The organism is Halohasta litorea, from assembly GCF_024494645.1.
GTDB classification, from domain to species: Archaea; Halobacteriota; Halobacteria; order Halobacteriales; family Haloferacaceae; genus Halohasta; species Halohasta litorea.
In genome coordinates, this window is the sequence record NZ_JANHDJ010000007.1 from 213,709 (window position 1) to 227,120 (window position 13,412).

At 60.0% G+C, this 13,412-nt stretch carries 14 protein-coding genes; 8 read left to right on the plus strand and 6 right to left on the minus strand.

The window, feature by feature from the left end:
- Window positions 1-2 precede the first annotated feature (2 nt).
- The gene (locus NO877_RS16635) at window positions 3-1,055 is read right to left on the minus strand and encodes an outer membrane protein assembly factor BamB family protein (RefSeq protein ID WP_256397478.1); all 1,053 of its coding nucleotides are present in this window, start codon (window positions 1,053-1,055) and stop codon (window positions 3-5) included.
- A 163-nt stretch (window positions 1,056-1,218) separates the two neighbouring features.
- Here NO877_RS16635 and NO877_RS16640 point away from each other — a divergent pair, with 163 nt between their 5' ends.
- A complete protein-coding gene (locus NO877_RS16640) occupies window positions 1,219-2,331 on the plus strand; it encodes a pyridoxal-phosphate-dependent aminotransferase family protein (RefSeq protein WP_256397479.1) in 1,113 nt (370 codons plus the stop codon).
- Between the two features lie 254 nt (window positions 2,332-2,585).
- On the opposite strand, the gene NO877_RS16645 is transcribed toward NO877_RS16640, so the two are convergent.
- Complete coding sequence (locus NO877_RS16645) at window positions 2,586-3,089, minus strand: hypothetical protein (RefSeq protein WP_256397480.1); 504 nt, start codon at window positions 3,087-3,089, stop codon at window positions 2,586-2,588.
- A 614-nt stretch (window positions 3,090-3,703) separates the two neighbouring features.
- Here NO877_RS16645 and NO877_RS16650 point away from each other — a divergent pair.
- From NO877_RS16650 to NO877_RS16665, 4 genes are all read left to right on the plus strand, one after another.
- Window positions 3,704-4,315, plus strand: a complete 612-nt coding sequence (locus NO877_RS16650) for a hypothetical protein (RefSeq protein WP_256397481.1) — start codon at window positions 3,704-3,706, stop codon at window positions 4,313-4,315.
- A gap of 310 nt (window positions 4,316-4,625) precedes the next feature.
- Complete coding sequence (locus tag NO877_RS16655) at window positions 4,626-4,886, plus strand: hypothetical protein (RefSeq protein ID WP_256397482.1); 261 nt, start codon at window positions 4,626-4,628, stop codon at window positions 4,884-4,886.
- 200 nt (window positions 4,887-5,086) lie between these two features.
- On the plus strand, window positions 5,087-5,674 hold the full coding sequence (locus tag NO877_RS16660) for a hypothetical protein (RefSeq protein ID WP_256397483.1): 588 nt from the start codon (window positions 5,087-5,089) through the stop codon (window positions 5,672-5,674).
- A 195-nt stretch (window positions 5,675-5,869) separates the two neighbouring features.
- The gene (locus NO877_RS16665; protein WP_256397484.1) at window positions 5,870-6,262 is read left to right on the plus strand and encodes a cupin domain-containing protein; all 393 of its coding nucleotides are present in this window, start codon (window positions 5,870-5,872) and stop codon (window positions 6,260-6,262) included.
- Window positions 6,263-6,477: 215 nt separating this feature from the next.
- On the opposite strand, the gene NO877_RS16670 is transcribed toward NO877_RS16665, so the two are convergent.
- A complete protein-coding gene (locus tag NO877_RS16670) occupies window positions 6,478-8,223 on the minus strand; it encodes a sensor histidine kinase (protein ID WP_256397485.1) in 1,746 nt (581 codons plus the stop codon).
- A gap of 116 nt (window positions 8,224-8,339) precedes the next feature.
- Between NO877_RS16670 and NO877_RS16675 the strand changes: the two genes are divergently transcribed.
- The 3 genes from NO877_RS16675 (at window position 8,340) to NO877_RS16685 (ending at window position 9,303) form a co-directional block, all read left to right on the plus strand.
- Window positions 8,340-8,582 carry a ferredoxin gene (locus tag NO877_RS16675; RefSeq protein WP_256397486.1) on the plus strand — a complete coding sequence of 81 codons (243 nt, stop codon included), beginning with the start codon at window positions 8,340-8,342 and terminating at the stop codon, window positions 8,580-8,582.
- 40 nt (window positions 8,583-8,622) lie between these two features.
- Window positions 8,623-9,021, plus strand: a complete 399-nt coding sequence (locus NO877_RS16680; protein WP_256397487.1) for a hypothetical protein — start codon at window positions 8,623-8,625, stop codon at window positions 9,019-9,021.
- A gap of 81 nt (window positions 9,022-9,102) precedes the next feature.
- On the plus strand, window positions 9,103-9,303 hold the full coding sequence (locus tag NO877_RS16685) for a hypothetical protein (protein WP_256397488.1): 201 nt from the start codon (window positions 9,103-9,105) through the stop codon (window positions 9,301-9,303).
- An 11-nt stretch (window positions 9,304-9,314) separates the two neighbouring features.
- Here NO877_RS16685 and NO877_RS16690 read toward each other — a convergent pair whose 3' ends face one another.
- The 3 genes from NO877_RS16690 to NO877_RS16700 form a co-directional block, all read right to left on the minus strand.
- The gene (locus NO877_RS16690; protein WP_256397489.1) at window positions 9,315-10,604 is read right to left on the minus strand and encodes an O-acetylhomoserine aminocarboxypropyltransferase/cysteine synthase family protein; all 1,290 of its coding nucleotides are present in this window, start codon (window positions 10,602-10,604) and stop codon (window positions 9,315-9,317) included.
- A gap of 71 nt (window positions 10,605-10,675) precedes the next feature.
- Window positions 10,676-11,932 (minus strand): homoserine O-acetyltransferase MetX, encoded by a 1,257-nt coding sequence (gene metX / locus NO877_RS16695; protein ID WP_256397490.1) that lies wholly within the window; start codon window positions 11,930-11,932, stop codon window positions 10,676-10,678.
- A gap of 31 nt (window positions 11,933-11,963) precedes the next feature.
- On the minus strand, window positions 11,964-13,247 hold the full coding sequence (locus NO877_RS16700) for an O-acetylhomoserine aminocarboxypropyltransferase/cysteine synthase family protein (protein WP_256397491.1): 1,284 nt from the start codon (window positions 13,245-13,247) through the stop codon (window positions 11,964-11,966).
- Between the last annotated feature and the right edge of the window lie 165 nt (window positions 13,248-13,412).

Genomic DNA, 13,412 nt, shown 5'->3' on the forward strand with positions numbered 1-13,412 from the left:
GTTCACTCGTCAGTGGATGATCGCACCCGCCGACCGAGCACACCGATACCCGCGATTGTCGTCACCACCATTCCTACCCGCAACAGACTACCGTCAGAACCTGTCTCACGTACCTCTGACCGGGGGACACTCGCCCGATCCAGCTGGACAGCGCCGATGAAGACTGTGTCACCGTCGACAACCGGTTCGTGAACCCTCCACGTCCGCTCCCGGAGTTCGCGCTCATCGTAGTCGATCTGTTTGATATCTCTGGCCTCGAACGACCACACCACGTCTTCGTTTTCGACTGCCTCTATCACGTCGTCACGTCGAGCGACCTCCAGTCCGTCCGAACTGGACTGCGACGTGTTCGTCTCGCTGGTCTCGGCGGCTGTGGGTGGCTCGCGTTTCTCGCCCGTCTCCAGATCGTATGCGTCGACGGTGTCGGCCGACGGGTCGTCGATAGAGACGATGCCGTCGGTAACCGCTGGCTGGGTGTCGATGTCGCTGTCCCTCTCGACGGACCACTCGACCCGCCCCGTCTCGGCATCGAGGCCGATGAGTTCGTACCGCTCGGGACGGTCGTTCCGACAGGCGACGACCACCCCCTCGGCGACGGTCGGTGTCACGAAGTTGTAGTCGTCGAGATCGAACTCCCATTCAACGCTGCCATCGAATGTCACCGCGAACAGTGTGCCCGTATTAACGTAGACCCTCTCGTCGGTCTCGGTGATTCCCGGCTGTGTCGACGCCGACGACCGTCTTCGTGGCATTCCGCCACCGAGTTCCCACTGTGTCCGGCCACGCTCCCGATCCAGCGCGCGAACGCTCGTGTGACTGGCCGTATACACCGCCTCATCGGTAACGATTGGCTGCCCGTAGACGCTGTCTGTCTCTGTGCGCCACCGCTCGGACCCGTCTCTCAGGTCGACCGCATACACAACCCCATGGACTGGCCAGAGCGGTTCGTCTGATGCCCGTACTCGTGAGGCCGAGAGACACCCGATGCCACCGGCCATCATGAGCGCCAGTGTCGACCGCCTCGACAGTCGACACCCAATCCTGCTTCGATTCATTTCTTCATGTTGTATGGATAACCGGAAAGTACTTTGTGGGGATTATTCTGGTTTTGCACCGCTCGTGTGGTCGACCCTCGGACCACTGCGCACGGTCGACGCACGACAGTATCAAAACTACCATGGCCTCTCGCTACCCACCAACAGCCACAAGGTGGATTTCGTGACGAAAAAACAGGAGTATACGGACGACTATCGAGACAAGACGCTGTACATCCCCGGCCCGACCGAAGTCCGCGAGGACGTCATCCAGGAGATGGCCCAACCGATGTTCGGCCACCGGATGGACCGGATGACCGACCTCTACACCACGATCGTCGAGGACACCAAGGAGTTCCTCGGCACCGAGAACAACGTCATCATCCTCACCGGCTCCGGCACCGAGTTCTGGGAGGCCTCAACGCTCAACCTCGTCGACGAGAACATCCTCGTTCCGACCTGCGGGAGTTTCAGCGAGCGCCACGCCAACGTCGCCGAGCGACTCGGCAAGAACGTCGACCGGCTCGAATACGAATGGGGCCAAGCCGTCAAACCCGAGGACATCCGCGAAGAGCTCGAAACCAGCGACAAACACTACGACGTCGTCGCCACGGTCATGAACGAGAGTTCGACCGGCGTTCGCAACCCCGTCGAGGAGATCGGCGACGTGGTCGACGAGTACCCCGACACCTACTTCGTCGTCGACGCGGTGTCGTGTCTCGGCGGTGACTACGTCGACATCGACGACCACGGGATCGACGTAATCTTCGCCTCGACCCAGAAGGCCTTCGCCATGCCTCCTGGACTCGCGGTCTGTGTCGTCAGCGACGAGGCCTACGACCGAGAGGTCGAAAAGGACGAAGCCTCATGGTATGGCGGCTTCCAGCGCTGTCTCGACTACTACGACCGGAAGGGCCAGACCCACTCGACGCCCGCGATCCCGATCATGCTGGCCTACCGCAAGCAGATGAAATATATGCTTGAGGAGACCCACGAGGGCCGTGCTGAGCGCCACACCGAGATGGCCGAGTACGTCCAAGACTGGGCCGAGGAACACTTCGCCATGTTCCCCGAGGAGGGCTACGAGTCGAAAACGGTCGCCTGTATCGAAAATACACAGGGGATCGATGTCGCCGAGACGATCGAGACGATCAACGAGGAGTACGATATGGCCTTCTCGAACGGCTACGGCTCCCAACTCGGTGAGAAAACGTTCCGCATCGGCCACATGGGCGAACACGACGTGGAGTCGATCAAAGCGCTGACCGACGCCATCGAAGAGGTCGCTGACTTATAAACGGCGCTCGGTGGGGTGGTGTGTCGACGATCGATTTTCTGTCTCTATCTTTATCTGCAAGACTGTGACCGCGCGTCTTGCGCGGTATTTCTTATCAGATATAGCTAGTGTTGAGTCACTTCTGATGAATACAGAGGGGGTAATCAGTACCCAACCACTGTTGATATAGCCCGGGAAATAGAAGACGTATCTCTCAAACGAGACTAGATTCGGAGCAGAACTCCTTGATCGGCCAGTACGAGATTCAGCGTGCGTCACTCTTGGGTGAAGGAACACCGTCTGACGTAGCCGTCGTCGTCACAGGCTTCTAGGAGGGAAATGGTAAGGCGCTTCCCATCGACGAAATCGGTGGTGGCATCGTAGTTTTGATATTCGGCGGCCGCAACCACGCACTTAACCCCCCTTTCTGCCGCGAACGCACTGATTGATTCCTCGGTCTCTTCCTCTCCGTCCCGACGGACACGAACAGAGTAGTCACCGGCAGCTTCCCCCCACGAGCACTCAGCGATGGCACCATCACTTGCCACGCCGGGGTCATGGTATTCTGCTGCATCGACTTCGTGCGATGATTCGTGAACGACGTTGCCACCTCTCTCAACAATGAGCGTGAACGTATGGCTGGATTCTGGATCGACATTGTGGACGCCGAACCAGCCGAGTTGGGCCTTCTGTCGGTTGGAACCGCGTATCGATCCGAGACAACCCGCGCTACAGACGGTCACTCCAAGAGCGGCGGAGAGGAGGGCACGACGGCGCATAACGACCACTATTCATCGAGCGATCATAGTCATTTTACTAGCGTTTCACAACCAGAAACCAACCGGGAGTTACAACCAGTTGAACGATAACTTGTCTGTCTGGATTGGGCCTTTAGGATTCGGAAAGATGTTCTCTCTTGGGTAATGATACTCATACTATTATTTCCCATCCTTCTGATTGCTGGTCTCCAATACATCAACATTCTGTAGGTGCCAATTCGAGATACCAGATCTGGCAAAAGCTTTCGTGCAAGACTCGCGTGTTGTATTCAGCAGTCGATTCGTACCACATCTCATAAATGTTGCAGACGTACTTGCCAGACCCGTCCTCTAAGTAGAGCAACTCGTTCAGCAGATCAGTCGTTGGTATGTAACTTCCCTCTTGTCGTAGAATGGTGTATTCTCCGACAAGCAGAACTACCCCATCGTTCGCGTGGTCTGTGACGAGAAGGTTGCAAGACTGCGAACGCAGGTCGGCTATTTTTCCTACACTTTCCCGCAACCTCCGACCAATACTCTGTATATGTTTCATAGGAATACACCATTGCGGTGTATTTTCACACTGAAATAATACTTATCGGTGCAAATAAGTAGAAATTAGCTAATCATGTCCTATGGAAATTACACAAAATCAGAACACTGTGAGAGAACGCGGAGTGATAGATCGTGTTCAACACCTTGCCTCGGAAGCCAATCCGGCATTCGCTACGGGAAGTATTATTGTGCCACTCACAGTTCTTGCTATCAGCGTCGTGTTACAAAGTCCACAACTCTTGTTTTATACGCACGTCGCTGCCGGGGCAGTATGGTTTGGGTTCGCTCTGATTTTCCCTGCAGTTATTGGGCCAGCACTGGGCGGGCTCGACGATGAGAACACTATCGCAGTCACGACTCAACTCACACCGAAGCTAGTATTTTTCATTTTGGGCTTCTCGTTCACGACGGTACTGTCCGGCACGGTACTACTTACTACCGAATGGGGACTCGGATACGGATTCTCTGGACTATGGTCCTCAGCATCACTCGGCCTCGGTTGGGGGTTGTTTTTCTTCGGACTCGTTGTTCCGAATCGAATTCATTTACAGGCCTACTACGAGAGTCGTTCTGAGAAACCCGATTTTGACCGCTTGGCGGCTATTGAGAAGCGAAACGCGCTGATTGGGATCGTTGAGGCTATTGCAATGCTGGGGATTATTTTCTTGATGACCGGCCTGCGCCTTGGATAACGGAGGCTATATCGTTCTCTCTTCGCTTGCCTGCGAATCTGAGTCAAGCAGTGCTACATTGGTTCGTCGACAGGGTAGTATCAATTGAGTCTCTGCAAGACTATGAACGCAAATCGGCTACCGATCAGCCGTCATTGGTGGTCGCGTTGTGTGGTCGGTACGAGAATGAATTTATCGGTGGATTGTAGTGTTCGTGTATGCATTCCCTGTTGTCACGTCGTCAACTCCTCCACGTTTCGACGCTGGTATTCATCCCAGCTTCAGGCTGTCTTAACGTAGGGCTTAGAAAACAGAAAAACAGAAAAACAGTATGAGTGACGATACGCAAGAAGAACAAACGGACCGTTCACAACAAAACATTCACAATCCACATAGGGTCGGTCAAATCGACCCGTCTTTCAGAAACGACAAGCACTACATCGGATTGAACACCGCATTGGTTTTATTAGTCATATCTGTCTTGATACACGTATCAGATCTCTATTCATCCATCATCGCAGGTAGTGTATTTGTGCTTGCTATACTTGTTGCAGTAGTTTCGTTTCCATACAATTCATTCCAGGAAGAGTGATACAGTTCTACAGGACGACAACTGTTGGTATCATGCCCCTGGGGTGATTTACGGACGTTACTACAGGAGACAACTGCTCAGTCTCCTCGGTCCGTATATTGTTGACTACACCAGCACGATTATGTAGTCTATCTCACAATAGTCGACTATCGGCGCAGACCTCCCCACCCCAATTGCGCCCCAACAGGTGACAAATCACGATGCACTCCCTCCCCATCACTCGTATGGCCGCCGTCTGCAAGGGGTACGGGCCCGGTCGACTGCCGTATGCCGACCGCCGAGAGATCGGTGCGGGGTATGCGATGGCGACCACCGCGATGGTTGCGGCGGTGACGTTCGTCCTCATCGGACAGATTCCCGGTGTTTCGGAAGCGACGACTATCGGGCCGTTCTGGTTCGGCTATCTCGGAATCCCCTCAGGTATTGCAGCTGTACAGACTGCTGCGGCAGCGATCCCAGTGGTTATGCCGTCGGCGTTCGTCTCCGGCGTCGTTGTATGGCGGGTGGCCTCGTCCGAACACTCGCGGTTCGGTTCCGTTGCCGGAGTGGCGGCGACAGGGCTGACCTATCCCATCGGAAGCCTCGTTGTCGGTGGTGTCTTGACGATTCCGAGCGTCCTCCAGGACCTTGGCCAACTCCGCCTGCTGTCGCTGGTGTCCGAACTCCTGGCTGGGACGGCCTACCTTGGTCTTTTCTTCGGAATCCCGGTCTTCGTGTTTACGTTCTGGCTGACGCTGCCGCTGGGCGCGCTCGGCGGTTCGATCTACGAACGCACTCGAACGGCCTAACACCGCCGATCGATGAACGCCGGACACGCACGAAATACGTGACTGGCGCCGACAGCAGATCGTCGACTGATACCCTCAAACTGTGTTATATGTTAACAGCTATTGTGATGTGCGCGAAACGTAGGTCGATGTACTCAGCGTGCCGTCGGTCGGACTGCGAGACCCCCATGTCGTGAGTGCGTCCGGAGGACTCTCATGAACATCGCCAAAGACGACATTCCTGCCCGAATCGACACCCCGAATGCTGTGGCTCGCCACCAGCCCGAGTTCGGTGACGTGACGGAGTACGGCCCCCTCGCCGCGGAGTATTTCACCCTCACGGAAGGAACCGACATCACCGCGCTCCTCAGCGGCCTCGAAGACGACCGCTGCCAGTCGCCCCACTGGGGGTATATCGTCAGTGGCACGCTGACGGTCACCTACAGCGACGGCAGCGAGGAGGTCGACACGGCCGGAGATATGTTCTACTGGCCGCCCGGCCACACCCTCCGGGCTGACGAGGACACTGATTTCGTCCTATTCAGTCCCCAGCAGGAACACGGCGAGGTTATCGAGCAGATTCGAACCAACATGGAACAGTCGACCTGAGAGTAGCTCGTTAGCAGCGCTACCGACGGAACCGTAGCGGTTGCTGACCCGTAGCTACTCGATGCTGAAACGGCCGGACAGTCGACGGCATCTGTTGGTGTTTATTACCATTTCGTACCGGTCTCTTTTCAAAGAAAATCAAGGCAGATATCCCGAGGCAATTTACACCATTGAGTGGCTGTTGCGACCAGCCACGACGATCCGCCACTTCGCTCTCACAGCGCTGGCTCTCGGCTCTCGGATTCGTCCGGTGGCTGCTCCGACACCCGCTGCTGTGGCAGCGAGACTGTCGCGGTCGTGCCGGTCGACTGGCTCTCGAAGGCGAGCTCGCCGCCGAGGACGCGGACCCCCCAGTAGACGATCCAGAGGCTGACGCCGCTGCCGTGTTCGAGCGGGCTCTCCGAGCCGTTCCGGAGCGGGGCCAGCTCCGACTCGGGAATCCCGGCCCCGTTATCCTGGATACTGATCTCGATGGCTTCGCCTTCGGCTGTGGCCCGTTGGACGCTGATTTCGACGGCGGGCGTCGGGCTCTCGTTGTGGCTCAGCGTGCTCTCGACGAGCGTTGTGATGACAAGGACGAACAGCGACGGATCGGTCCGGATCGTCCCGAGTTCGCTGGGCTCGGCGCTGAGTTCGACTGTCGTCTCCGGGGCGCTCGATTCGAGATCGGTTCGGATCTCGTTGAGGAGTTCCTGGAGGCCGATCTCGGTCGAGGTGGTGTCGGTGTTGATGATCCGCTCGAAATCGCGGGCTTTCTCGCCGATATCGATCAGCCGGTTGCTGCTGTTGGTGATCGTCTCGGCCCACTCGGTGACCGCCGGACTTTCCGGGGTAGCCGCGATCGTCCCGGCATACCCCTGAATGACGGTCATCTCGTTGCGGAGGTTGTGTCGAATCACTCGATTGAGGACTTCGAGCCGCTGTTTCTGTTGTCGCTCCTGGGTGATGTCCTGGAAGACGACGGTTTTGCCGACCGTCCGGCCGCGGGGATCGGTCAGCGGCGAGCAGGCGAGCATATACTCGTGTTGTCGCCCCTCGAACGGGAGCGTCACCACGTCACCGGGCCCCAGCGAGTCGAAATCCGCCTCGGAGAGTTCCGTGATCGATTGGCGGAGCGCGGTCGGCTCGTCGCTTCCGAAGAGGCGTTGGGCCGTTCGGTTGAGGTCGACGATCCGTTTTTCGGTATCGAGAACCATGATCGGCATCCCAAGATCGTCGATCGCGGTCTGTTCGGCCGCCCGGCGCGTGGTCGGGTTGCTGTCGAAGATGCTGGTCCCGACGAACGCGTAGCCGTCCAGGACGACGTGCCCCAAAAACAGCGTCGGCGTCAGGTTGACCTGCGGCATCGGGCCGAGGTCGAGCGCCCACATGACGACTCCCGCGGCCGGAAAGACCACACTCAACCCCACGGCAGTCGCCTCACGGCGGTACAGCGGCCCATAGCTCAAGATCGCCTCCAACAGTAACAGCAGGCCAATCCCTGCGGTCACAAGCACTGTCAGGACCGTGAGATAGCCCAGCGGTTCGAACGTGTACTGGACGGTCGACGAGCCGAAGGAAGGGAGGATCTCGAAGTCGGTCCACAGCAGCCCGCGCAACGGCGGTGTCAGCGCGAGGCCGCTCGACAGCAGCGTCACCCCGACAATCGGCGCATACAGGGCGCTGCGGACGATATTCCCTCGCCCCGTGTATTCGAGGGCGAACGCCAGAAACAGCGGCCCGGTCCAGGCCATCCCGATCCAGGTCGCCGACTCGAACCAGACACGGAGCGCCGGATCGAAGACGACCAGCGAGAGCCCATAGGAGAAACAAAATCCGGCTTGGACGGCCGACAACACGAGCAGCCAGTTCGCACCCGGTTTGCCGCGATATTCATACAGGAGCTTGATAAGCACGAGCGTGGCCAGTCCGGCCCCCAAGGAGCTAATGGTGAGCCAAGAAACAGCGTCGACCCAACTCATTGTTTCCTAGATGTCTCTCTGCATATTAAAGAAACTGCTTCAGCAGGTGCGGTTCAGCCACGATGAGACTACTCGGCTCCAACACGGCTATGTAGCCCACCCGCCAACACGACAACATGAAGATCGAATTCGACCGCGACACCTGTATCGGGATGTACCAGTGCGTCGAGGAGTGGGATGCATTTAAAAAGAACCTCGACGCCGGGAAGGCCGACCTCGACGGAAGCGAGGAGGTCGAGGAGGACCTGTTCGTCGTTGAGGTCCCCGAAGACGAAGAGTTCGACGCCGAGTTCGCCGCCCGGTCGTGTCCGGTCGATGCGATCGCACTCTACGATGACGACGGCGAGCAGGTCGTCTGAGTACCGAAGGCTTTTGCAGCCGGTTGTTGTCTGAATTGATATGAATCGAACGACTCGGTTCGCCAGTGCGCTCCTGTTGGCGGCTGGTGTGACCGGCGGTGTGGCCACTCAAAACGCGTCGGGCGTTCTCCTGGTTGGGATCTTCGGCATCTACACGCTGGCTACCGCTCTCACGCTCCGGTATCCTGCCCTCCTCTGGGGTCGCCAGCAGGACGGCGGGATGGTCTCCGGCGTGCTCGCTGGCGGCATGACGTTCGGCTGCCTCTCGTTGGCCCAAGGTGTCGGTTCCGGGATCGATCTGGGAGCCGGTGTTTTGGGTTTCGGTCTCGTGGCCTTCGGCGTTTCGACCGGTATTTGGTTGGTCGAGAGTGGTGAACTCGACATCCACGCAGCCGACACTGCTGGCTCCGAACCAACCGCCTCCGCCGACTCGAACTGAACTCGCGCTTCGTTTCCGGTCTCCCCGATGGCCGATGTCGCTGCACAGCTTATTTATCACCTGTCGACCGTCTATCGAAAAATGGCCGACTCGACCGACCGTCGACAGATCGACCGCGCACTGGCAGCGAAAGACGCCACGGGGGTTTCAGGAAACCTGAGCGGGCTGAAATGCATCGGGCTCGGTATTCAATTCACACTCGTCGGCGGCTTCGTACCCGATCTCCTGTTTCTCGTCTTCGTCGGAACGGCACTCTGCCTCCTCGGTCTGCTGATTCCGTAACACCTCGGCCTTCAGCTCGATTGCTCGATGGCCTGGGCCAGATCGTCGATGATATCCTGTGGATCCTCGATGCCGACCGACAGCCGCACCAGATCGTTGGTCACACCGGCCGAGAGCTTCTCCTCCTCGCTGAGCTGCTGGTGGGTCGTCGAAGCCGGATGAATAATGAGGGTCTTGGCGTCGCCCACGTTCGCCAGCAGCGAGGCCAACTCTGTCGATTCGACGGTGCCTCGGGCGGCATCGTACCCGCCTTCGAGGCCGAAGGTGATCATCCCGCCGTAGCCGCCGTCGAGATACTTGCTGGCCTCTTCGTGGGTTTCGTGGCTTTCGAGACCGGGGTAGTTCACCCACGAGACCTCCTCGTGGGCCTCCAGGAACTCCGAGACGACCTGGGCGTTCTCGCAGTGGCGATCCATCCGCATCGGCAGCGTTTCGAGCTTCTGGAGGACGACCCACGCATCGAACGGCGACTGCTGATTGCCGAGGTCGCGCAGCCCACGGGCGATTCCGGCGTAGGTGAAGGCCGCATCCCCAAAGGTCTCGGCGAAGTTGACGCCATGATACGCTGGGTTGTCCGCACCGATTTCGGGATACTTGTCGGCGTGTTCGGCCCAATCGAAGGAGCCGCCGTCGACCACGACGCCGCCGACGGTCGAGCCCGCGCCGTGAATCCATTTCGTCGTCGACTCCCAGACGAGGTCCGCGCCGTGTTCCAGCGGCTGGCAGAGGTATGGCGAGGCGAAGGTGTTGTCGACGAACAGCGGCGTGTCGTGCTCGTGGGCGATCTCGGCGACCCGCTCGATGTCGGGTGTGACGAGCGCGGGGTTGCCGATGGTCTCGAAGTGGACGAAGGCGGTGTCGTCGTCGATCGCCTCCTCGTAGGCCTCGTAGTCGAGGGGCTCGACAAAGCGTGTCTCGATGCCGCGGCGCTCGACGGTATGGGTGAGGTAGGTGTAGGTCCCCCCATAGAGTGCCGACGCCGAGACGATGTTGTCGCCCGCCGACGCCAGCAGGAACGTCGTCAGATCGAAGGCGGCCATCCCGGAGGCGGTGGCCACCGCGCCAATTCCCCCTTCGAGGGACGCGAGGCGTTCCTGGAGGCTCCCCACCGTGGGATTCATCAGCCGCGAGTAGATGTGGCCCGGCTTTTCGAGGGCGAACTGTGCGGCGGCGTCCTCCGCGTCGTCAAACACATACGACGTGGTCTGATAGATCGGTGGCGCACGCGATCCCGTTGTCGGGTCGGGGGCGGTTCCAGCGTGTAGGCTTCGGGTCTCGAATCCGTGATCGTCCTCGGACATATCGCCCTCAAGGACTGGAGGGGACCTAAACTCCACTGCTATCGAAACGCCTGCCGCTATCTGGGAGCCTGTCAGCCGGAGAACAGACTGGAGTGGACCGGCGCGAAGTCGGCGTCACCGTCGTCGACCTCGCTTTCGTCGTCGCTGGCCGTATCAGTGATCGCCCGGCCGTCGACCCCGCTTTCGAGGAAGTCGGCGACCGGCGGGGCGACGTTTTCGGGCTCAACGAGGAACGCGTCGTGGCCGTGGTCGGAGTCGACGACGTGGTGGGCGACCGGGATGTCGACCGACCTGAAGGCCTCCGCGAGGTGTTCGCTCTGTCCGACGGTGAAATGCCAGTCGCCGGTAAACGACACCAGCAGTACCTCTCCCTCGAAGGCCGAAATCGCTCGGTCGGGCGTCCCGTACCCCTCGGCGAGATCGTAGTCGTCCATCGCCCGCGTGAGATAGAGATAGCTGTTGGCGTCGAAGCGGTCGACGAACTGCTCGGCGTTGTAGTCGAGATAGGACTCGACCTCCCGATACGGGAAAAAGGCGGCGGCCTTGTCCGGCGGGAACAGCGCATCACTCCCCTCGATACCGCTGTCCCGTCCGGCAGACCGGCGGCCGAACTTGCGGTCCATCGAGGCCTTCGAGAGATACATCAGGTGGCCGATCTGGCGGGCGATAGCCAGGCCCTGCCGGGGTGGGCTGGCGTCGTCGTCGCCGGAGCCGTAGTAGTCGCCGCCGTTCCAGTTGGGGTCGCTGCGGATCGCCCGGCGGGCGATCGCATCGAGGCCGAGACACTGGGGGTCGAGTTTGTCCGCGGCGGCGATGGGGGCGATCAGTTCGGCGTCGTCGGGGAACTGTTTGGCCCACTCCAAGACGTTCATCCCGCCGACGCTACCGCCGACGATGAGGCGCAAGCGGCCGACGCCGAGATGGTCCAGGAGCCGTCGCTGGGCGCGGGTCCAGTCGCCGATCGTTACCGGTGGGAAATCGCTCCCCCACGGCTCGCCCGTTTCGGGGTTGGTCGAGGCGGGTCCCGACGAGCCGTAACACGACCCCGGAACGTTCGCACAGACCACGTAGTACTCGGTGGTGTCGATCGCCTTGCCCGGCCCCACGATGTCGCCCCACCAGGCGCGGGCTTGGCCCGCCGTGCCGGGGGTGTTGTAGCTGGCGACGTTCTGGCTGCCGGTCAGGGCGTGGCAGACCAGAATGGCGTTGTCGCCGGTGAACTCGCCGTAGGCCTCGTAGGCAATCTCCAGATTGTCGATGGTTTCGCCGCACTCGAAGCGGAACTCCCCGAGTTCGACGGCCCCCCGGTCGACGTCAGTCGCGCTCATTGTTTATCTCCTGTAGGGGTTGTGGCATATGTCACTGCTGGTTCGTGGCGGCGGCCAATCCCGAATCGAGATCAGTAATGATATCCTCACTGTTCTCGATGCCGACCGACATGCGGAGCATATCGGGGGCGACGCCTGCGGCGCGCTGTTCCTCGGCGCTCAACTGGGCGTGAGTCGTCGAGGCCGGGTGAATCACCAGCGTCTTCGCATCGCCGATGTTGGCGAGGAAACTGATGCGGTCGACGCTCTCGCAGAACGTCTTGGCCGGCTCGAAGCCGCCCTCGACGCCGAAGGTGACCATCCCGCCGTAGCTGTCCAGATACTCGGTGGCGTTGTCGTGGGTCGGGTGGTCGGCGAAGCCGGGGTAGGTGACCCACGCGACGCGTGGATCGTCCTGGAGGAACTCGGCGACCGCGCGGGCATTCTCGCAGTGGCGGTCCATCCGCAGCGGCAAGGTTTCGAGCCCTTGCATCGTCTGCCAGGCGTCGAACGGGCCCTGCTGATTACCGAGCGCCCGAATGGCGCGGTGGCGCGCCGCGAGCGTGAAGGCACGTTCGCCGAACCGTTCGGAGAAGTCGAACCCCCAGCCGGGGTTTTCGCCCGACAACTCGGGGTAGTCGGCGTCGGGGTGGTCCCACGGGAAGGTGCCGCCATCGACGAGCACACCGCCAACCGTGGTCCCCGAGCCGTGAATCCACTTGGTCGTCGACTCCCAGACGATATCGGCCCCGTGTTCCAGCGGCCGACAGAGGTAGGGCGTCCCGAAGGTGTTGTCGACGACCAGCGGGACCGCGTTCTCATGGGCAATGTCAGCAAGCCGCTCGAAATCCGGTGTGACCAAGGAGGGGTTGGCCAGCGTCTCGACGTGAACGTAGGCGGTGTCGTCGTCGATCGCCTCCTCGTAGGCCTCGTAGTCGAGAGTATCGACAGTGCGGGCGTCGATCCCGCGTCGCGGGGCGAGCTTCGAGAGGTAGGTCCCGGTGCCGCCGTACATATCGTTACTGGCGACGACGTTGTCGCCGCTCTGTGCGAGGATCGTGGTTGCGGAATCGAGAGCGCCCATCCCCGCCGCCGTGGCGACCGCGCCGACGCCGCCTTCGAGGCTGGCCAGCCGGGCCTCCAGTTGGCGAACGGTCGGATTCGAGACCCGCGAGTAGACGTCGCCCTCCTCGCGGAGCGCGTAGAGTTCGGCCGCACTGTCGGCGTCTTCAAAGACGTAGGATGTGGTCTGGTAGATCGGCGGGGCCCGTGCGCCGGTCGCGGGGTCCGGCTCGGTCCCGGCGTGCAGACTCCGCGTGTTGAAACCCTCGGTCATGTATGGTGTGCATATCTCTGTAGGCCTTTATGCACGTCAGTTACGGCAAAAGTCGCCACTGTGTGTCTCCCACACACGGTGTTTGAACCTGATACGGCTCTCCCAATTTCTAACCTTATTTATACGTTCGTCTCGGGGTCCCAGCCGTTTCGACTGATACCGCTC

What these genes read in the sequence shown, in the direction of transcription:
- NO877_RS16660 (WP_256397483.1), top strand. Translation starts at nt 5,087, where the DNA reads ATGCACTCCCTCCCCATCACTCGTATGGCCGCCGTCTGCAAGGGGTAC.
- NO877_RS16685 (WP_256397488.1), top strand. Translation starts at nt 9,103, where the DNA reads ATGGCCGACTCGACCGACCGTCGACAGATCGACCGCGCACTGGCAGCG.
- NO877_RS16655 (WP_256397482.1), top strand. Translation starts at nt 4,626, where the DNA reads ATGAGTGACGATACGCAAGAAGAACAAACGGACCGTTCACAACAAAAC.
- NO877_RS16680 (WP_256397487.1), top strand. Translation starts at nt 8,623, where the DNA reads ATGAATCGAACGACTCGGTTCGCCAGTGCGCTCCTGTTGGCGGCTGGT.
- NO877_RS16690 (WP_256397489.1), bottom strand. Translation starts at nt 10,604, where the DNA reads ATGTCCGAGGACGATCACGGATTCGAGACCCGAAGCCTACACGCTGGA.
- NO877_RS16645 (WP_256397480.1), bottom strand. Translation starts at nt 3,089, where the DNA reads ATGCGCCGTCGTGCCCTCCTCTCCGCCGCTCTTGGAGTGACCGTCTGT.
- NO877_RS16670 (WP_256397485.1), bottom strand. Translation starts at nt 8,223, where the DNA reads ATGAGTTGGGTCGACGCTGTTTCTTGGCTCACCATTAGCTCCTTGGGG.
- NO877_RS16650 (WP_256397481.1), top strand. Translation starts at nt 3,704, where the DNA reads ATGGAAATTACACAAAATCAGAACACTGTGAGAGAACGCGGAGTGATA.
- NO877_RS16665 (WP_256397484.1), top strand. Translation starts at nt 5,870, where the DNA reads ATGAACATCGCCAAAGACGACATTCCTGCCCGAATCGACACCCCGAAT.
- NO877_RS16635 (WP_256397478.1), bottom strand. Translation starts at nt 1,055, where the DNA reads ATGAATCGAAGCAGGATTGGGTGTCGACTGTCGAGGCGGTCGACACTG.
- NO877_RS16675 (WP_256397486.1), top strand. Translation starts at nt 8,340, where the DNA reads ATGAAGATCGAATTCGACCGCGACACCTGTATCGGGATGTACCAGTGC.
- NO877_RS16700 (WP_256397491.1), bottom strand. Translation starts at nt 13,247, where the DNA reads ATGACCGAGGGTTTCAACACGCGGAGTCTGCACGCCGGGACCGAGCCG.
- metX (WP_256397490.1), bottom strand. Translation starts at nt 11,932, where the DNA reads ATGAGCGCGACTGACGTCGACCGGGGGGCCGTCGAACTCGGGGAGTTC.